Below are 18,809 nucleotides of genomic sequence, written 5' to 3' on the forward strand. Positions count from 1 at the left end.
TCCCTAGTTCATGAGCAGACGAGAGAATTGGTCAGGCATTTGGTCTGCCCAACAGATTTGAGAGTTTTGCTGTTTAAAAATCCCTTGCTGTTCAAGCCAAGCAGAAAACTCAGGAGCGGGTTTTAAACCGAGAAGTTGTCTTAAATAGAGGGCATCATGGAACGAGGTCGTTTGATAGTTGAGCATGACATCGTCTGAACCCGGAATTCCCATAATAAAGTTAATGCCCGCAGCACCAAATAGAGTTAGAAGAACATCCATATCATTTTGGTCGGCATCCGCATGGTTGGTATAGCAAATGTCGCAGCCCATTGGTACTCCGAGTAGCTTGCCGCAGAAGTGGTCTTCTAGTCCTGCACGTATAATTTGTTTACCGTTAAAAAGATATTCGGGACCAATAAAGCCAACGACTGTATTCACTAAAAGCGGATTGTATTTACGGGCCACTGCATAAGCACGTGTTTCTAATGTTTGCTGATCAACGCCGTGATGTGCATTGCTGGATAAGGCACTGCCTTGACCCGTTTCAAAGTACATAACATTTTGTCCAATGGTTCCGCGTTTAAGTGCGAGTGTGGTTTCATATCCTTCTTGTAGTAAATCGAGTGAAATTCCAAAACCTTCATTAGCCAGTTGGGTGCCAGCGATTGATTGAAACATTAAATCAATTGGCACATTTTTTTCAGCCAGTTGAATACCTGAGCTGATATGGGTAAGTACACAAGATTGTGTAGGAATCTGATATTCCTGAATGACATGATCAAGTAATTTCAGTAGCTCTGACAAATTATGAAGGTTATCTGTGGCGGGGTTAATGCCAATCACTGCATCACCATTGCCATACATCAAACCATCTAAAATACTAGCGGAAATACCAAGCACATCATCGGTCGGGTGGTTCGGTTGTAAGCGGGTAGAAAGATGGCCTTTTAAACCAATCGTGTTACGAAACTGGGTGACCACTTCACATTTGCTGGCGACATAAATCAAATCTTGATTGCGCATAATTTTGCTGACAGCAGCTACCATTTCTGGAGTTAAACCCGATGCTAATGCTTTTAAGCTTTGAGCAGTGGCTTCTTCTCCAAGTAACCAGTTTCGAAAATCACCTACTGTAAAGTGTGAAATAGGGGTAAAGGCTGCCAGATCATGTTCATCAATAATTAGTCGTGTAATTTCATCAGTTTCGTAATCGACCACAACTTCATTTAAAAAGGTTTTAAGCGGTACATCGGCCAAAGTCATTTGTGCCGCAACATGTTCGGTTGCGTCTCTGGCCGCTACACCTGCTAATTCATCGCCAGAACGTAATGGCGTTGCTTTTGCCATCAAGGTCTTCAAATCAGCAAAGTGATACTGTTGATTGGCGACAATATTGCGATAACTCATAGTTGCATCCTTTTTTATAGTTCTTGTTCTGCGGCTTTAATATTTGCAAACTCTTCTTCAGGTGTGCCTTTAACTAAATGATAACGGCTATAGAGTAAAAAGTAAGCAATAAATACGACATAAATAGCGGCAGCAATAAACCAAACTTTCGGATTAACAACAAAGCCTGCAACTACAGCAGCGACTGCTAGAACTAAGGCAATAGTTGAAGTAACGATTCCTCCAGGAGTTTTATAAGGACGAGGCATGTCGGGTTTAGATAGGCGTAGTTTGATGTGGGATAAAAGAATCAATACATAAGAAATGGTTGCACCAAAAACCGCGATTAAAATCAGTGAATCACCTTCTTTGGTAAGTGAAAGCAAGAACCCAATAATGCCCGGAATAATAATTGCGAGATAAGGGGCTTTATTTTTATTGGTTAAAGAGAGTGAAGTAGGTAAGTAACCAGCACGAGAGAGTGCAAAAATTTGACGGGAATAAGCATAGATAATTGAAAAGAAACTCGCGATTAGACCTGCTAAACCAACAAAGTTAACAAAAGTCGCAAGCCAAGTGTTGGTGCCATAAACTTTAACCAGAGCATCGACAAGGGGAGCACCTGAGTTTTGCAAAGTACTTGCACCTGCTGCCCCCGCACCCAAGAATAAAATGAGCATTGCAAACGCCGTTAAGATGAGCATTGCACCGATTAAACCACGTGGGAGAGATTTTGCTGGATCTTTTGCTTCTTCGGCGGCTAATGGCACACCTTCAACTGCAAGGAAAAACCAGATTGCAAAGGGAACTGCGGCCCAGATGCCTAAATAGCCATGAGGTAGAAACCGACTTGCGCCAGCTGCTGTGCCAACAGGAATATCCAACAAATTTTGTGTATTAAAATGTGGAATCATTGCGACAATAAACACAACTAGAGCAACAGCTGCGACAAGCGTAATGGCAAACATAATTTTTAAGGCTTCGCCAGCACCTTTCAGATGTATGCCCATAAAAATGGCGTAGCAGGCGAGGTAAATCATCCAGCCATTAATACCAAATAGAGATTCGCAATAACCACCAATAAATACAGCAATCGCAGCAGGGGCAATTGCGTATTCAATTAAAATGGCTGTTCCTGTTAAATAGCCCCCAAAAGGACCAAAAGCAGCACGTGCAAAACTATAACCGCCACCTGCTGTCGGCATCATGGTGGACATTTCTGACATAGAAAGACACAGGCACAGATACATGATTGCTGCGAGGGCAGTGGCAATAAACATACCACCCCAACCACCTTGGGCTATGCCGAAGTTCCAGCCAGCAAAATCACCCGATATCACATAAGCTACGCCTAAACCAATCAGGAGTAACCAACCAACCGTACCTTGTTTGAGTTGACGCTGAGCAAAATATTCTGCAGATGAGACTTCTGCACTTGAAGAAATGACGGAAGCTGTTTCTGGTTGATTCATACAATACTCCTGCGAGTGGGTTTGTATGAATCAATGCAAAAGCAATGCCTAAATGAAGCACTTCAGAGAGTAGATGGAGCTTTTTTATTCTAAAAGATAAAAATTCAAGCTTAACAATCGTAAATAAAGAAGCCAGCAATCTAAATTACTGGCTTCTTATATAATTAATCATCTTACTTCTTTCTAGTGTTGATAGTTTGGTATCAACTTGGTGCGAAACTTAGAAGAAGCCCATTGGTTTAGTTGAATAACTCACCAACAAGTTTTTAGTTTGTTGATAATGATCTAGCATCATCTTGTGATTTTCACGGCCAATACCAGACTTCTTGTAACCACCAAATGCAGCATGTGCCGGGTAGATGTTATAGCAGTTTGTCCAGACACGGCCCGCTTCAATAGCACGACCTGCACGATAAGAAATGTGAGCTGAACGTGACCATACACCTGCACCTAAACCATACATGGTGTCATTGGCAATTTTAATTGCATCGTCAAAGTCTTTGAACGTTGTCACAGCAAGTACAGGTCCAAAAATTTCTTCTTGGAAAACTTGCATGCCGTTGTGACCTTTAAAAATAGTCGGATCAACATAGTAACCATCGCCTACTTCTTTACGGCCGCTACCGCCAAGTAAGAGTTCTGCTCCTTCTTCACGACCAGTATTAATACAACGTAAGATTTTCTCTTGTTGTTGTAGAGATGCTTGTGCGCCAATCATCGTTTCAGTATCAAGTGGATGACCAGTTTTAATACGTTTTACACGCTCGACTGCCATTTCCAAGAACTGATCAGCAATGCTTTCTTGTACTAAAGCACGAGAAGGACAGGTACATACTTCACCTTGGTTTAAGGCAAACATAGCAAAACCTTCAAGCGTTTTTTCTAAGAAGTCATCTTCTTTATCCATGATATCTTCAAAGAAAAGGTTCGGTGACTTACCGCCAAGTTCTAAGGTAACTGGAATAATATTTTCAGTCGCATATTGCATCACCATTTGTCCAGTTTGAGTTGAACCTGTGAATGCGATTTTTGCAATACGTGGGTTTGTCGCTAAAGGACGGCCGACTTCTGAACCGAAACCATTGACAATATTAAGGACACCCGGCGGTAAAATATCTTGGATGAGTTCCGCCACCAACAAAATACCCACTGGTGTTTGCTCAGCTGGCTTAATCACAACACAGTTACCAGCTGCTAAAGCAGGTGCAAGTTTCCATGCTGCCATCAAAATCGGGAAGTTCCATGGAATGATTTGACCAACGACACCGAGTGGTTCGTGGAAATGATAGGCAATGGTATCTTCGTCAATTTCAGAGATGCCACCTTCTTGAGCACGAATACATCCAGCGAAATAACGGAAATGGTCAATCGCAAGCGGAAGGTCAGCTGCTAAAGTTTCACGGACTGCTTTACCGTTATCCCAAGTTTCTGCAACAGCAAGCATTTCAAGATTTGCTTCTAAACGATCAGCAATTTTTAAAAGGATGTTCGAGCGTACTGTTGGTGATGCTTTATTCCATGTTGCTTTCGCTTTGTGCGCTGCATCTAGAGCGAGTTCAATATCTTCGGCACTAGAGCGTGGAATACGTGTAAAAGCTTTTCCGTCAACAGGAGATACATTGTCAAAATACGCACCCTTTACAGGTGCTACCCATTCACCGCCAATAAAATTTTCGTATTGTGATTTAAATTGAACTTTTGAGCCTGGTTGATTTGGATCGATATAGCGCATATAAATATTCCTTTGCTTTTTAGGACTAAAGACTAACAAGAACCCTGTCAGTAGGTACTTTCGTACTTTGTATAATTAGGATATAAAGAAGAAGGTTGGAGAAAGGTTGGAATAGAAATGTGGATATATAAGGAATTTACAAATGTTCACAAAAAAGGATTTATTGCAGCAACGGACGTTGATTGATCAACTGCGCACGCAAAATAGTCTCTCTCCTCAGAATGCTGCCAAACTCGGCCAAAGTATTGCAAGCTCATGGGAACGGTCAGCTTCTGCTGCGATTCCTAAAGAGCGTTTTGCGGCTCCTTTAGTCGAAAAAAAATCTGCTTCACAAAATGCTTTAGATATGGCTTTAAGTCAGTGTGCTGACGATTTACGTCATATTGCAGAGCAATCTTCAATGGTGATTGCTGTCGGTGATATCGGCAGTACCATTATCTGGACTGCCCCAAGTCCTCAAATGCAAAGTGCTGCTGAACGTGTACATTTTGTGCAGGGTGGTCAGTGGCGTGAAGAATTTGTGGGTACAAATGCGTTAGCTTTATCTTTAAAAACTCAACAATCAAGCTGTGTTTTTTCAAATGAACATTACATGGAATCGATCCACGAGTGGGTCTGCTATGCCGCACCGATTATCGATCCATACTCAAAACAAACCCTCGGTGTCGTTGATTTATCAACCACGTGGAAGAACCATAATAGTTTAGGAATATTGGCTGCTGAACGTTGTGCATCCATTATTCAGTCTGCTTTGCTAGAGCAGCAACGCCAGCAATTACATATTCGTGCATTTTCGACGCCACAAGTTAAATTTAATGGCAAAAGTTTATTATTAACACCGCGTCAAATTGAAATTTTAACCATATTGGCGTTATGTCCACATGGTTTAACTTTAGAGCATCTTTATCAGGCGCTTTATGGCGAACGTAAAGTCAGTATGGGTACGCTTAAAGCTGAAATGTCTCAACTACGAGATATTTTGGGCGGTTTACTTGGTTCACGCCCATATCGTTTGCTGGTACATGTTGAAGCCGATTTTTTACAAGCGGAACAAGCACTGGATGCAGGATATGCGGCCTCAGCTTTGCAGCTTTACACAGGTGTGTTTCTGGCAAAAACGGAAAGTCCGTTTTTGAGCGCATGGCGTGACTGCCTTGAATCGCGTTTGAGCGATGCAATTTTTAAAACGCAAGAAACGGATTTATTACTTAAGCATTTAGCTCATTTCCCTGAAGCAATCGATGCGGTAGAACGTCTTATGGAGTTAGTACCGAGCGAACATCCCGCGCATCAATTGCTGATGAAATACCTTGACTCACCTAAGCTCAGTTAAGTGATTTTTTGATCCAGCCACTGGAATAATTGTTGATAGACTTGTTCTCGTACTGGCTGGGCCGAAAGGACTAAATCATGCAATCCATTGTGAATAGAGACAACAGAGACATCGCCTTTGATTTTTTTACCAAATTTTTCAATGTCTTTAACGTCTAAAATTACATCGCTTTGAGTCGCATCTGTTCCCCATTTTTTAGGGTTTTTAGTCTGGTGAGAATGCATAATTAGTGCAGGAACATTGAGTTTGACCCCGCGATGTATCTCTTTTTGTGCTGTATGAATCGCATGGAGAAAGCTGAGTTGAACAGTAGGGGCAGAGGTAGGTTTCCAGTCCAGATTAAAGTCCCATTCGCCCTTGAGCTGTTTGTGAAGGCTCGCGGTGTACCATTTGTTTAATTGACTTGGGAATTTAACTTTTGGCAGATATTTTCCTACTCGACTGAGTACTGGAATACCAAATTTTTTCTCGACCAAGCTTAAATTAAAATCGTAAAACGGGCTGTTTGCCCAAAGTCCTTTAATCAGATGGTGGTTTGGGTTATGGGCAGCATAAAGCGTCGCTGTCAAACCGCCAGTCGAATGCCCTGCAAGCAAGACTTGTGTGTGCTGTTCTTTGCCAATAATCTCTAATGCTTGTGTAATTTCAGCATCGTATTCATTTAAATCAAGCACATTATAGAAAATTTGATGAGGCAGCTTTGAACGGCCATATTTTCTTAAATCCAAGGCATAGAAGTCATAACCATGCGCATTGAATTGCTCAGCCATTTCAGTTTGAAAGAAATAATCTAAAAAACCATGAATATACAGCACGGCTTTTTGAGTCGATTGAGCGGCCTTTTTACGTACTAAGGTAGCTACAACTTTTCCTTCGTAATCATTAGGAAAGTTGAGTGTAAGCTGTTCGTAGCCAGTACCTAAAATATCTGGAACATAATTTTGATTAGCTGAAGATGTATTCATTTTTATCGAGCTATTGTAATTAAGACATGCTGAGTATCCTTCAATGAAATGGGCGAATTGTCAATCAGGTTTAGAGAAGGTTGGAATATAGTTTCTAAAAAAAGGGAATACCGCTGGAGCTAAGTATTCCCCAAAAAAGTAAGTCAACGGTCGGAGGGATTTGACTTACTAGAGGGATATGCCATTACATCAGTATTAAAGTGCTGCTTTAAAAATCTCCACAACTTGTGCATGGTTTGCTTTACGAGGGTTGGTCAACATACACGCATCTTTTTGAGCATTATCTGCCATGACTGCAAGGTCTTCATTTTTCACACCTAGTTCTGTTAAACCAGATGGAATACCAATTGATGAAGACAGTTTACGAATGGCATCAATAGCAGCATAGGCAGCTTCCATCACTGTTAACCCGTGAGTTTTTATACCCATTAACTCAGCGATTTTTGCGTAACGATCTGGGCAAGCAATTAAGTTAAATTCGCATACGTGTGGTAACAAGATGGCATTACACACGCCGTGAGGTAGGTTGTAGAAACCACCCAACTGGTGAGCCATTGCATGAACATAACCTAAAGATGCGTTGTTAAATGCCATACCAGCCAAGTACTGTGCATAGCTCATTGCATCACGTGCTTCGATGTTTTCACCATTTGCGACAGCAGGTTGTAACCACTGGCTGATCATCGTAATCGCTTTTTCTGCACACGCATCAGTAATTGGATTTGCCGCCGTAGAAACATAAGCTTCAACCGCATGAGTTAATGCATCCATACCTGTTGCCGCTGTTAAACCAGCCGGTTTTGCGATCATGAGTTTCGGGTCATCAATGGCAATGAGTGGGGTACAACGCCAGTCGACAATCGCCATTTTTACATGAGTGTCTGTATTGGTAATAATACAAAAACGGGTCATTTCAGATGCAGTACCAGCAGTTGTGTTCACTGCAATCAGTGGTGTCATTGGCACTTTGCTTTTATCAATACCTTCGTAGTCACGAATATGGCCACCGCCAGCAGTGACTAAACCAATCCCTTTTGCACAGTCATGAGATGATCCACCACCTAGAGAGACAATAAAGTCACAGCCATTTTCGTTATAGGCATTTACACCGTTATGAACATTAATATCGGTTGGGTTAGGTTCTGCACCCGGAAAAATATGGCTCGCAACGCCTGCTTCAGTTAAATAGTTTGCGATAAGATCTGCGACACCAAATTTAAATAAGCCTTCATCGGTCACAATTAATGCTTTTTTTGCGCCGAGGTTTTGTGCCTTTGTACCAATTTCTTTGGCACATCCTGGTCCAAAGAGTGATACGCATGGAATATAAAAACCGTTTGTTTGATCTGCAATATTTTTAAAAGCCATGGAGTGATTCCTTCTTCCATAAATCCATTGTTTGTTATTACAGGTGAGCCTCACCATGGGCTTAGTATTGTGATGTGAAGATTATTTTCCTACCTACCAAAAACCTACCAAATATTATTTTATTATTAGTTATTGATTTATAATGGTTTTACAGAAATTCTGGCGCATTCATTTAATTTTTTCAGGAAAGTCGTTAAGCTATGGGCTGTTGAAGATGTACTTATGAGATTATGAAACAGGAAACTGCGCTTAAACTGCTTAAAGCAGGTGAAAATGTCTTTTTAACCGGTTCGGCTGGTGCAGGGAAAACCTATACACTTAATCAGTACATCCAATACCTAAAAGCACGTAAAGTGCCTGTTGCAATTACGGCATCTACAGGTATTGCTGCAACACATATGAACGGCATGACCATTCATACATGGGCAGGCATCGGTATTAAAGATCAGTTAACTGACGATGACCTAAAACGTATGAAAGAGCGTAAATATCTCAAGGAACACCTTGAAAATGCGCAAGTTCTCGTTATCGATGAAATCTCGATGCTGCATGCTAAGCAGCTTAACTTGGTCAATCAGGTTTTAAAATATTTTAAAGAAAGTGATGAAGCTTTTGGCGGTATTCAAGTCATTGTTGCTGGAGATTTCTTCCAGTTACCACCCGTTGGGCGTAATAGTGAAGCCAACCGTGACAAGTTCTGTTTTATGTCAGATGCATGGGTCGAAGCAAAATTTCGCGTATGTTATTTAACGGAACAACACCGTCAAGACGATGAAATTCTAAATCAGATTTTAAATGCCATTCGTGCGCAGAATATTCAAGCAGATCATTTACACGCATTACGTCAATCACGCTCACAAGATATTGGTGAGACCTTTACTCGTCTTTATACGCACAATATGGATGTCGACAATATCAATTATCAGCACTTAAATGAAATTGATAATGAAGGGCATCAATTCAATGCCGTTTTAGATGGTAATGAAAAGTTATTAGAAACTTTAAAATCTTCGGTACGCGCCCCAGAAGAACTCACCTTGAAGAAACATGCAAAAGTCATGTTTGTAAAAAACAACTTTGATATGGGTTATATCAACGGGAGTTTGGGCGAAGTTATTGGCTTTGAAGAAGATGACGAAAATGGTTTATTGCCGAAAGTAAAACTAACCGATGGTACGACTTTGCTGGTTGCTCCTGAAACATGGTCAGTTGAAAACGAAGCGGGTAAAGTGATTGCAAGTTTTCAGCAAATTCCACTTCGTTTAGCGTGGGCAATTACCATTCATAAAAGCCAAGGCATGACTTTAGAAGCTGCTGAAATTAACCTCACGAATACCTTCGAAAAAGGTCAGGGTTATGTAGCATTGTCGCGTTTAAAATCTTTAACCGGTCTTAAGTTATTAGGGATTAACGAGCAAGCTTTAGAGTTAGATAGCTTAGCTGTAAAAGCTGATCGTCGTTTCCAAGAGCTTTCTAAAGAAGCTGAAGACAACTTTGCAGATGTAGATTTAACTGCTCAGCATAAAGCCTTTATTCGTCACTGTGGCGGCACCTTAAATGAAACTGAGATTTCTCGTAATGAGAAAAAACTCGCAAAAGGTGGAAAGCAAAATTACGCTACGGCAACGCTAGACGAGACCCGTGCGTTGTTTGAAGAAGGCTATGAAATTGAAGACATCGCGCATGAGCGTGGTCTGACACCAGCAACCATCATTAATCATTTGGCTCGACTTCATAAAGAACAAAAGCTGGATATTTCGGTTGCCCATCCGGGTGAAGAAGTAGTCGAAGAAATTCGTAAAATTTATAAGAAGCTGAAAAAACGTCAAAATCCAGATCATTTTTCTGATGATGGTTCGATCAAACTAAGACCAATTGTTGAAGCAACCAGTCCTCGAATGGGATATGATCAGGTTCGATTAGCTTTATTATTTATTGAGTAAAGTTTAATTAGCTTAATTACTTATTACATAAATTGAGGTGGCTATGCCGCACGTTGTAGTTGATTATTCAGAAAACTTAACTGGATTAAACGCAAAACAATTACTTGAAGAAATTAATACCACACTGATTGAGACAGAGCTATTTAGTCCAGAAGACATTAAAAGCCGTGCGCGTAAAGACGAGGTTTTCCTCATCGGCTTAGGGGCTGATCAAGCTTATATTCATGTAAAAGTTTATATTTTGTCTGGAAGAACTGACGAACAAAAACAGTTAATGGGTGACCAGCTATTAACGGCGCTCAGCAATAAAAATTATCTACAACAAGAGTTTAATAAAGAAATTCAATTGTGCGTTGAGCTTGTCGATATGCCAAGAGAAGATTATTTCAAGCAAGTTGTATAACACTAAAAAGCGCAATTTCGATCAAGAATAGAGATCAGCACTATGTAAAAGTAGTGCTATCGAATGAACAGACATGAATGTATGGCTGTATATATACAAAAGCTGCAACTGGTTTGCGATTATATTCAAAGACATTTAGATGAAGATTTAGATGTTGACCGATTGAGCCAGATTGCGGCCTTATCTAAGTTTCATTTTCATCGTATTTTTGCCATTCATATTGGCCTAAATGTGATGAAGTTTATTCAACTTTCTCGTTTAAAGCGGGCCTCTTTTCAATTGGCTTTTGAACCTGATCTCAAGATTATTGAGATTGCATTACAAGCAGGGTTTGATAGTCCCGAGGCATTTACTCGTGCATTTAAGCGTTCATTTGATCAAACTCCTCGGGCTTTTAGAGATAAACCGGACTGGGAATCTTGGCACCAGAAGTTTGTTTTTACACTTCCACAAAGTGAGCTAAAAATGAATGTAAATATTGTTGAACGTCCTGCTGAAAAGATTGCCTATCTGTCTCATTTAGGCAGTCCAGATAAAGTCTTTGAAACCGCTGCACGTTTTATTGCTTGGCGCAAGGAAACAGGTTTGTCGCCTGTGACCAAGTCTAGAACTTACGGTATTCCGTTTGCTGACCCTGACCAGACTCCGTCTGACGAGTTTCGATTTGATATTGCTGGTTCAATTGAAAAGGCTGTACCCGAAAATAGTTACGGCGTACAAACAGGTGAAATTCCTGCGGGTCGTTATGCGACCGTAAGACATTTGGGTAGCCACGACCAGATTAAAGATAGTGTTTATTATATCTTTAGAAACTGGTTACCTGAGCAAACCGAAGAAGCAGGGGAATATCCAGTTTTCTTTCACTATCATAACTTTGTGCATGATGTGAAAGAGTGTGACCTTATTACAGATATCTACTTACTTTTAAAATAAGAGTAGTGGGGTAAAGGCATAACTTGCGATTATGCCTTTAAACCTAATAGCTTTATATTTGCATATTGCTCAATCAGATTGGCATCTAACATATGGATGTAGTCCATAAAAATGGTACTAAAACTTCCCATGGTTTGTGCCTGATTGGCAGCAAGTTTACCCGCAATTGCAAAATGCACATGGGCTGAAAGTGCTGCAATAGTTGGAGTCGTTACCGCACTATATGCAGCGATTAATGCACCTAAAGCACAACCAGTTGCTGTAATTTTGGGTTGTAAGGGACTGCCACCGTTAACTTGGATAACGACATCGAGTTCTTTAGATAAAATGTAATCTGACTCACCTGAAATTGCGATACAGTCGGTATGTACTAATAGCGCGTAAGCTTGTCGATAGGCATCATCACTACTTAGAGTACTATCAACACCTTTAGATTGAACTTGATTACCTGCAAGCGTACTGATTTCTGAAGCATTACCACGAATAACACTCGGCTTAAACTGTAAAAGCTCATCTGTCATTTGACTGCGCCAAGCTAAAACTGGCCCATAGCCCACCGGATCAAGTACCCATGCAATGTTATTAAGCTGTGCTGTTTTTGCAGAGATTTGCATGGCCTGCATTTGCTCTGAAGTCGGGGTGCCTAAATTAATGCTTAAAGCCGATGAAATTTTGGTAAAACTTTCTGCTTCATAAGGATTATCAATCATCGCAGGTGAAGCACCAGAAGCGAGTAACACATTGGCTGTATAGTTAGCCGCAACGCTATTGGTAATACATTGCACAAGAGGTGTTTTTGCCTGCATGCTTTGCCAAGCTTCAATGACCTGTTCAATCAAACTAGATGTCGATGTCATATTATTATCCCTAGTAAGCTAAAGTGATATAGATTTAGTGGGTAAAATAGTGATCTTGATGCTTACATTTTTGGCAAATCAAAGAAACATAATCTGCCGCATCATAATCAACGGTTAAATCATTTGAACCACAATGCATACAACGTTTGACAGAATAAAAATTTAAACGTGGTTCAATTTTGCGCCATGCTTTCCATACAGGTTGTACAAATATCTGTTCGTCATAACCTAAGAAACGGTTAAGCAAAATATAACTCATTTTACTATAAGGAATGTTGTGCGGACGAGGCAGCATAGAGGTTTCCCACTTTTCAGTTAAGGCTCTCTCACGATATTGCTCTAATGTTTTCTTTAACAAATTGGTGTTAATAAATTTCTCATTGCGAGGTTGCAATGCTTTTTGTTTATAAAGATATTCGAGTGCTGTCTGAATCAGATAATAGATCTGTCCAATCGCCAATGATTCCATTAAGCGATAGCAAAAGCTTTGGAAATTTGAATTCCCAGCAATCTGGATGCCCCAAGTTCGACAATAAAATTGCATGAACTGGATAATTTCTTGATAGAGCACCTGAAAAAGTACGTCTTTAACTTCATCGGCACTACGAAAGGGAACGCCGAAACTTAAATTTTCATAAAACCAATTACGTAGTTGTTGAGCCACACTAAATAAACTTGGATCGCTGTAGCCATCTAGACGAATATTTAAATAAAAACACTGTGGATCTTCAGTTTGATCATTTGCATTCAAAATGCCATCTTTATGCAACTGTTTAATTAAATAGCTCTGAAACATCCAGTTAGGAGTGATGTGATGATATTTAATTTTGTCCCAATGAATATATTCATCATGAGTGATTTCTTCACGCGCATATTCATCTAAAAGACTCAGCAAGAAAAGCTTATGCAAAAAACTGAGCTGTTCCAGACTGCGTTGTGGTTGTTCTTTTGATTTAAATTGGCGTTGTTCTTGTAAGCGTGTTTGCTGTAAAAGCTTTTTCCGTTGTTTTGTGCATGTCTCACAATGACAAGTCATTTTTTCATCTTTAAATATGCGGTGCTGACAATGACTACATTCATGAAATTGAATGTCTTGTTCAAATTGCTCGGCATCTACCCAGTACATTGACGCTTGGCAGAGAGGACAATGGCTACTTTCATCCAGTTGTTTCTGTAGAATTTGTAAGGCCATTTTGCTCCGAACATAAAATAAAAAATGATGGGGGCTATTATACACAGCCGTACTGTATATGGCTGAGATTGCGAGTTCCGTTTGTTGTTAAAATAAAAAGACCTAAAATCTATGTGAGAATTTTAGGTCTTTATCTCGAGTTAAATTGTTGATTAAACAGGGCACGGCAAGTTCTCATCATTCTGTCCAAGTTTTTTGGCATTAATAAGTGCCTGTACTTTTTTACTTGGTAGTTTTACTTTGCCTAGTGCATCGTAAGTATTCACAATGGAGCTAACCTCCTGAGCCGTCATAGAAATACCTTCCGCAGTTAAGAACACTGCAATCACATGGTGATCGAGTCCTGCTGCGTGTAAATCATGAATCGCTTTAATATTTTCTAAACGATGAAAATGTGCTTTTAATTCCATATTGACACCTCTTGCTCTTATTGAAATACCCATATTGGTCTATTTAAATAGGCAAAAACCATGCCCAAAATGTAAGCTGACTCTAAAAAATGTTAAAAGCTAAAGGTGTTTTATTTTTATTGTATAGATTGCTTATATAAACAACGATTATCGTAAATTTGGTCTAATCTGTGCTAATAAAACCAGATTCTAATTTGAAATGTATCAATGAAGTCCCATTAATTTTATAAAGGTAAGCAAATACAGTATGTATGACTTGGCGTATGATATTTCATGGCGACTCATACTGCCGTTTTAGACGAGTATATAAGGAATAAAGATGAATATTGCGGCGCAGCCTCCAGTTCAGGCAGATCAAACAGTTTATTTAAAAGATTATCAAAAACCTGCGTTTTTAGTTGAATCAATTAATCTTGATATTCAAGTATATGACGATAAAACGATTGTTGATTCAACGTTGGTGATGAAGCGCCAAACTGAGGGCGATCTGGTTTTGCTTGGTCGTGATCTTGAGTTGCAATCTGTTCAGTTAAATGGACAAATTCTGACTTCTGCACAATATTCACTCGATAGTGAGCAATTGGTGATCACTAACGCACCAGCTGAAGTCATTTTACAAACACAAGTCATTATTCATCCTGAAACCAATACTCAATTAGAAGGTTTATATAAAGCCGATGAGTTGTTTGTAACCCAAAACGAACCTGAAGGTTTCCGCAAAATTACGTTCTATCCAGACCGTCCAGACGTACTTTCAGTCTTTACTACACGTGTAGAAGCAGACAAAAAATATCCAGTATTACTTGCCAATGGTAATTTGCTAGAAACAGGTGAAGTTGGCGAAAACCGTCACTTTGCCATCTGGCAAGACCCGACTAAAAAACCAAGCTATTTGTTTGCTTGTGTCATTGGTGATTTAGCTGTACTTAAAGATCGTTATACGACCTCTGAAGGGCGCGATGTTGCTTTAGAAATCTATGCAATTGAGAAAGACATTCCAAAATGTCATATTGCGATGGAAGCATTAAAGCACTCAATGCGTTGGGATGAAGAACACTATGGCCGTGCTTATGACCTCGACAACTATATGATTGTTGCGGTAAGCCAATTCAACATGGGCGCAATGGAAAATAAAGGTTTAAATATCTTTAACACGTCATGTGTACTTGCCGATGAAGAGTACACAACTGACGCAGCGATTATGCGTGTACAGTCTGTGATTGCCCATGAATATTTCCATAACTGGACAGGTAACCGTATTACTTGCCGTGACTGGTTCCAACTTTGCTTAAAAGAAGGTTTAACGGTATTCCGTGATCAATCTTTCTCTGAAGATTTACAGTCTGCTGCAGTTCAACGTATTGATGATGTCGCTGTACTTAAATCTCATCAGTTCCCTGAAGATGCAGGTCCATTGTCGCATCCGCCACGTCCAGACCACTTCGTAGAAATTAATAACTTCTATACGGCAACTGTTTATGAAAAAGGTGCGGAAATTAACCGTATGATGTCGACCTTACTGGGCAAAGAAAAATACCGTCAAGGAACCGACGAATATTTCCGCCGTCATGATGGGCAGGCTGTAACTGTAGAAGATTGGGTTGCTGCTTTAACAGCGGGCTCTGGCGTAGATTTATCTGCATTCTTAACTTGGTATAACCAACCAGGTACACCAAAGCTTGAAGCAAAAGGTGAATATGATGCAGCAGCACAAACTTACCGTTTAAGCTTTAAACAAAGCCTAAAAGCACATCCTAAATACCCAAATTTAAAAGCTGTTCCAATTCCTGTAGCTTTAGCACTCTTTAATGCTAAAACAGGTGAGCAATACACATTGCACAGTGACAGCCTATTTGTAAACGATGTTAAAGATGGCGTGTACTTGTTTGACCAAGCTGAGGCAAGCATTGAATTTACTGGCGTTACTGAGCAACCAGTGGTGTCGCTACTTCGTAATTTCTCAGCTCCTGTAAATCTTGTATTTGATTATACCGATGAAGAATTAGCATTCTTAATTCAGCATGAAACGAATGGCTTTAACCAGTGGCAAGCAACCCAAACCTTGCTTGAACGTATTTTGCTAGAAGACCATTCTGCCGATGCGTACATTCAAGCTATTCAAAGCACTTTACCTGAGCTAGTTGGTCGTGACCCGCTTTTAGCATCGCGTTTATTTGATGTGCCAAGTGAAGGTTACTTAGGTAGCCGTATCGATCAGAACTATGCACCAGCTGATATTCATGTAAAACGTGAAGCCTTACTCAATCGTTTGGCACAAGAGTTGGGTTCATTCTGGAAAGATACTTACCTTACGCTTGACCCAGACTTGCAAAAAGAGTTTTCTTTGGCAATGGGTGTGCGTGCGTTAAAGAATATTATGTTGATGATGATGGCTCGTCAGGGCGATCAAACTGCATTTGAACTTGCACACGTGCAATATCAAAACACAGGTAATATGTCTGAACGCTTAGGGGCATTACGTGTATTGGTTTGGCAAAATGCACCTCAAGCTCAAGATGCACTTGCTGATTTCTATGACCGCTTTAAAGATGAAGCCTTGTCTTTAGATCAATGGTTTATGATTCAGGCAGCAAACCCAAATGCGACAGCAGAAACAATCGAGTACCTAACTCAACATCCTGACTATGATTTAACGACTCCAAACCGTATTCGTGCGGTGAGTGGAGGGTTGTCAAATAACCCTGAAAATACTTGGGGTTTTGGTGTAGCTCACTTTATTAACCTTGCACAATATCTTGATGAGAAGAACCCGATTTTAGGTTCACGTCTGTTACAGGTATTGTCGCGTTGGTACACACTTGCTGAACCGCAACGTACTCAAGTGCAACAGGCTTTACAAGCATTGCAGCCTAAAGTTAAATCGAAAAACGTTTCTGAAACTTTAAATAGTATGTTAAGCGTTTAATTAGATTTAGAACCATAAAATAAAGGTCTCGTAAGAGGCCTTTTTTTATATTTCTTTATCAAAAATTGAAGTTTAAAAGAAAGAAAATTATTTTATCGGGGGTGAACTGTTGTTCCTCTACTCATCAATTTTCTTTTTGTTTAAATTGTAATATTTAATGGTTTATTTTAAATATTTCTTTAAATGGAATATGTGAAATTAAAATTTAGATAGAATAATAATATAAGAAATAAAATTATTAAGTCTGTAAGTAACCTTGACTACTTACAAAACTAGCTACATTTATTGACATATTTATTTAAAATTTTTTAAATAAATTTTATAACGTATTTGTTAAGTTGCTTTAAATCAATAAGTTAAGTTTTTAAAAAATTACTAAATGTGTATTGAGTGTTAAAGTTGGTAACTTGGTGTTATTTTTTTGAAATTGGAATAATAACGCCTGCATGTTTTTTAATTGTTTTTATGTATGATGTCTAAAATAGGGTAAAAAAATAAACTTTAAAAAGGAGCAGTCAAATAAAAAATGATTGTAAGAATAAATGTTAAATTTTTTATATCTATTAGTTTTTATAACTTAATTTAAAAGGTTTTGACTATGAAAAAGACTTTTTTTCATTTATCACTCATTGCTGTAGGATTATTTTCTCTTAATACAGCAAATGCAGCAACAGCAACAGGTACATTAACTGTTAAGGCAACAGTAACGAACAGTTGTGTATTAAATACCTCTGCAACAGGTACTACAACAAATGCTGTTTTAGATTTTGGTACGCTAAGTTCACTTGCTAGTAATGTCGATGCAGATACCACAACAACAGGTGGTACCTCAATCAAAGTCCTTTGTAACAACACTGTGCCGTGGACTTTAGCCTTTGATGCCGGCAAAAATGCTCAAACGACTCAACGTCGTATGATTGGTGGTGCAACAAGCAACGAATATATTCCTTATAACCTCTTCTCAGATACTGGACACGCCACAGCAATCGGCATTGCAACGACTGCTTATAGTGGAACTGGAACCGGTAATGTCCAAACCGTTAACGTGTATGGTCGTATTCCAGCAGGTTCAACACTGCCGAGTGCGGGTAGCTATGTCGATACAGTAACAATAACAGTAACTTATTAATTTTATAAATTAGAAATATTGTTAGCCCTTTTGAAAGGGCTAACACATTAAAAAAGTTATATTTGAGTAAATCATGAAAAAAAATATCTTTATTATTACGGGATTATTCTTATCGTTATCTAGCACTATTAACGCCGCTACAATCCGCCTTTCACCTGTGAATGTGGAAATATTAAGTAATCAAAATGCTTCATCAATTAGTTTATTTAATCAGTCAAATGAAAGTACTGATTTGCAGATTCGCGTATTTGAATGGACTCAAAAAAATGGACAAGATCAGTTAACACCTACAGATGAGATTGCCATTAGTCCACCATTTTTAAAATTACAGTCTAATGATTCGTATAACTTACGTGTAGTCAGAATTAATCCAGCACCTATTTCTGGTGAAAAAACCTATCGTATTATTATTGATGAGTTACCAAAACCAATTGATAGTCGTAAAGCTGCTCAGGGCATAAATGTATTATTACGCTCATCATTACCTGTATTTGTAGTCAATAAAGATGCAATTACCAAGCTTAGTTGGAAAATTGATGTTAATCAGAACACACCTTTTTTAAATATTAGCAATATCGGTAACCGACATGCGCTGTTAAATAGTCTAACGCTTGTTGATACAACTGCGAATAAAAGTTATCCCATTAAAGTAAATACCGTGAATGGTTATATCCTTGCGGAGCAGGCACGAAGTTACTCTATTCATAATTTTACATATCAGCCAAATCATAAATACAGCGTATCTCTAACAGTTAATGGTAAGAAAACCACACTTTAA

15 protein-coding genes are annotated in these 18,809 nt (G+C 39.2%); 7 read left to right on the top strand and 8 right to left on the bottom strand.

All coding sequences use genetic code 11. From position 1 onward, the window contains the following. Nucleotides 1-3 precede the first annotated feature (3 nt). The 3 genes from MJX77_RS12500 to exaC form a co-directional block, all read right to left on the bottom strand. Complete coding sequence (locus MJX77_RS12500; RefSeq protein WP_252059234.1) at nt 4-1,389, bottom strand: ethanolamine ammonia-lyase subunit EutB; 1,386 nt, start codon at nt 1,387-1,389, stop codon at nt 4-6. Nucleotides 1,390-1,403: 14 nt separating this feature from the next. Continuing rightward, nucleotides 1,404-2,840: an ethanolamine permease gene (eat, locus tag MJX77_RS12505; RefSeq protein WP_252059235.1), complete on the bottom strand. Its 1,437-nt coding sequence runs from the start codon at nt 2,838-2,840 to the stop codon at nt 1,404-1,406. A 220-nt stretch (nt 2,841-3,060) separates the two neighbouring features. Then, nucleotides 3,061-4,572: an acetaldehyde dehydrogenase ExaC gene (exaC, locus tag MJX77_RS12510; protein ID WP_004791594.1), complete on the bottom strand. Its 1,512-nt coding sequence runs from the start codon at nt 4,570-4,572 to the stop codon at nt 3,061-3,063. 142 nt (nt 4,573-4,714) lie between these two features. Here exaC and MJX77_RS12515 point away from each other — a divergent pair, with 142 nt between their 5' ends. After that, nucleotides 4,715-5,905 (top strand): helix-turn-helix domain-containing protein, encoded by a 1,191-nt coding sequence (locus tag MJX77_RS12515; protein ID WP_252059236.1) that lies wholly within the window; start codon nt 4,715-4,717, stop codon nt 5,903-5,905. On the opposite strand, the gene MJX77_RS12520 is transcribed toward MJX77_RS12515, so the two are convergent. Both MJX77_RS12520 and mdh read right to left on the bottom strand, forming a co-directional pair. Then, nucleotides 5,902-6,870: an alpha/beta hydrolase gene (locus MJX77_RS12520; protein ID WP_252059237.1), complete on the bottom strand. Its 969-nt coding sequence runs from the start codon at nt 6,868-6,870 to the stop codon at nt 5,902-5,904. The genes MJX77_RS12515 and MJX77_RS12520 overlap by 4 nt on opposite strands. A gap of 195 nt (nt 6,871-7,065) precedes the next feature. Next, complete coding sequence (gene mdh / locus MJX77_RS12525) at nt 7,066-8,238, bottom strand: iron-dependent methanol dehydrogenase (RefSeq protein WP_013197388.1); 1,173 nt, start codon at nt 8,236-8,238, stop codon at nt 7,066-7,068. A gap of 230 nt (nt 8,239-8,468) precedes the next feature. Here mdh and MJX77_RS12530 point away from each other — a divergent pair, with 230 nt between their 5' ends. The 3 genes from MJX77_RS12530 (at nt 8,469) to MJX77_RS12540 (ending at nt 11,517) form a co-directional block, all read left to right on the top strand. Further along, the gene (locus MJX77_RS12530; RefSeq protein WP_252059238.1) at nt 8,469-10,181 is read left to right on the top strand and encodes a DEAD/DEAH box helicase; all 1,713 of its coding nucleotides are present in this window, start codon (nt 8,469-8,471) and stop codon (nt 10,179-10,181) included. Between the two features lie 43 nt (nt 10,182-10,224). Beyond that, complete coding sequence (locus tag MJX77_RS12535; protein ID WP_005306564.1) at nt 10,225-10,584, top strand: 5-carboxymethyl-2-hydroxymuconate Delta-isomerase; 360 nt, start codon at nt 10,225-10,227, stop codon at nt 10,582-10,584. Between the two features lie 81 nt (nt 10,585-10,665). Further along, nucleotides 10,666-11,517 carry an AraC family transcriptional regulator gene (locus tag MJX77_RS12540; protein ID WP_252061333.1) on the top strand — a complete coding sequence of 284 codons (852 nt, stop codon included), beginning with the start codon at nt 10,666-10,668 and terminating at the stop codon, nt 11,515-11,517. A 29-nt stretch (nt 11,518-11,546) separates the two neighbouring features. Here the strand turns inward: MJX77_RS12540 and thiM are convergent, their stop codons facing one another. The 3 genes from thiM to MJX77_RS12555 form a co-directional block, all read right to left on the bottom strand. Next, nucleotides 11,547-12,374 (bottom strand): hydroxyethylthiazole kinase, encoded by an 828-nt coding sequence (gene thiM, locus MJX77_RS12545; protein WP_252059239.1) that lies wholly within the window; start codon nt 12,372-12,374, stop codon nt 11,547-11,549. 34 nt (nt 12,375-12,408) lie between these two features. Then, nucleotides 12,409-13,566: a hypothetical protein gene (locus MJX77_RS12550; protein ID WP_216070145.1), complete on the bottom strand. Its 1,158-nt coding sequence runs from the start codon at nt 13,564-13,566 to the stop codon at nt 12,409-12,411. Between the two features lie 152 nt (nt 13,567-13,718). Beyond that, nucleotides 13,719-13,976 (bottom strand): hypothetical protein, encoded by a 258-nt coding sequence (locus tag MJX77_RS12555; protein ID WP_252059240.1) that lies wholly within the window; start codon nt 13,974-13,976, stop codon nt 13,719-13,721. Nucleotides 13,977-14,295: 319 nt separating this feature from the next. Here MJX77_RS12555 and pepN point away from each other — a divergent pair, with 319 nt between their 5' ends. The 3 genes from pepN to MJX77_RS12570 all read left to right on the top strand — a co-directional run bounded on the left by pepN (nt 14,296) and on the right by MJX77_RS12570 (nt 18,809). Continuing rightward, on the top strand, nt 14,296-16,902 hold the full coding sequence (pepN, locus tag MJX77_RS12560) for an aminopeptidase N (RefSeq protein WP_252059241.1): 2,607 nt from the start codon (nt 14,296-14,298) through the stop codon (nt 16,900-16,902). Between the two features lie 598 nt (nt 16,903-17,500). Continuing rightward, a complete protein-coding gene (locus tag MJX77_RS12565; RefSeq protein WP_502806532.1) occupies nt 17,501-18,031 on the top strand; it encodes a Csu type fimbrial protein in 531 nt (176 codons plus the stop codon). Between the two features lie 73 nt (nt 18,032-18,104). Further along, entirely contained in the window at nt 18,105-18,809 is a 705-nt protein-coding gene (locus tag MJX77_RS12570) for a fimbrial biogenesis chaperone (protein WP_252059243.1), read from the top strand.

The sequence above is a fragment of the Acinetobacter sp. AHP123 genome (genome assembly GCF_023757925.1).
Taxonomy (GTDB): Bacteria; Pseudomonadota; Gammaproteobacteria; order Pseudomonadales; family Moraxellaceae; genus Acinetobacter; species Acinetobacter oleivorans.

Coding starts and splice junctions, on each gene's coding strand:
- MJX77_RS12530 (WP_252059238.1), top strand. CDS start 8,469: ATGAAACAGGAAACTGCGCTTAAACTGCTTAAAGCAGGTGAAAATGTC.
- MJX77_RS12550 (WP_216070145.1), bottom strand. CDS start 13,566: ATGGCCTTACAAATTCTACAGAAACAACTGGATGAAAGTAGCCATTGT.
- MJX77_RS12565 (WP_502806532.1), top strand. CDS start 17,501: ATGAAAAAGACTTTTTTTCATTTATCACTCATTGCTGTAGGATTATTT.
- MJX77_RS12500 (WP_252059234.1), bottom strand. CDS start 1,389: ATGAGTTATCGCAATATTGTCGCCAATCAACAGTATCACTTTGCTGAT.
- MJX77_RS12570 (WP_252059243.1), top strand. CDS start 18,105: ATGAAAAAAAATATCTTTATTATTACGGGATTATTCTTATCGTTATCT.
- eat (WP_252059235.1), bottom strand. CDS start 2,840: ATGAATCAACCAGAAACAGCTTCCGTCATTTCTTCAAGTGCAGAAGTC.
- mdh (WP_013197388.1), bottom strand. CDS start 8,238: ATGGCTTTTAAAAATATTGCAGATCAAACAAACGGTTTTTATATTCCA.
- exaC (WP_004791594.1), bottom strand. CDS start 4,572: ATGCGCTATATCGATCCAAATCAACCAGGCTCAAAAGTTCAATTTAAA.
- MJX77_RS12555 (WP_252059240.1), bottom strand. CDS start 13,976: ATGGAATTAAAAGCACATTTTCATCGTTTAGAAAATATTAAAGCGATT.
- MJX77_RS12540 (WP_252061333.1), top strand. CDS start 10,666: ATGGCTGTATATATACAAAAGCTGCAACTGGTTTGCGATTATATTCAA.
- thiM (WP_252059239.1), bottom strand. CDS start 12,374: ATGACATCGACATCTAGTTTGATTGAACAGGTCATTGAAGCTTGGCAA.
- MJX77_RS12520 (WP_252059237.1), bottom strand. CDS start 6,870: ATGAATACATCTTCAGCTAATCAAAATTATGTTCCAGATATTTTAGGT.
- MJX77_RS12515 (WP_252059236.1), top strand. CDS start 4,715: ATGTTCACAAAAAAGGATTTATTGCAGCAACGGACGTTGATTGATCAA.
- pepN (WP_252059241.1), top strand. CDS start 14,296: ATGAATATTGCGGCGCAGCCTCCAGTTCAGGCAGATCAAACAGTTTAT.
- MJX77_RS12535 (WP_005306564.1), top strand. CDS start 10,225: ATGCCGCACGTTGTAGTTGATTATTCAGAAAACTTAACTGGATTAAAC.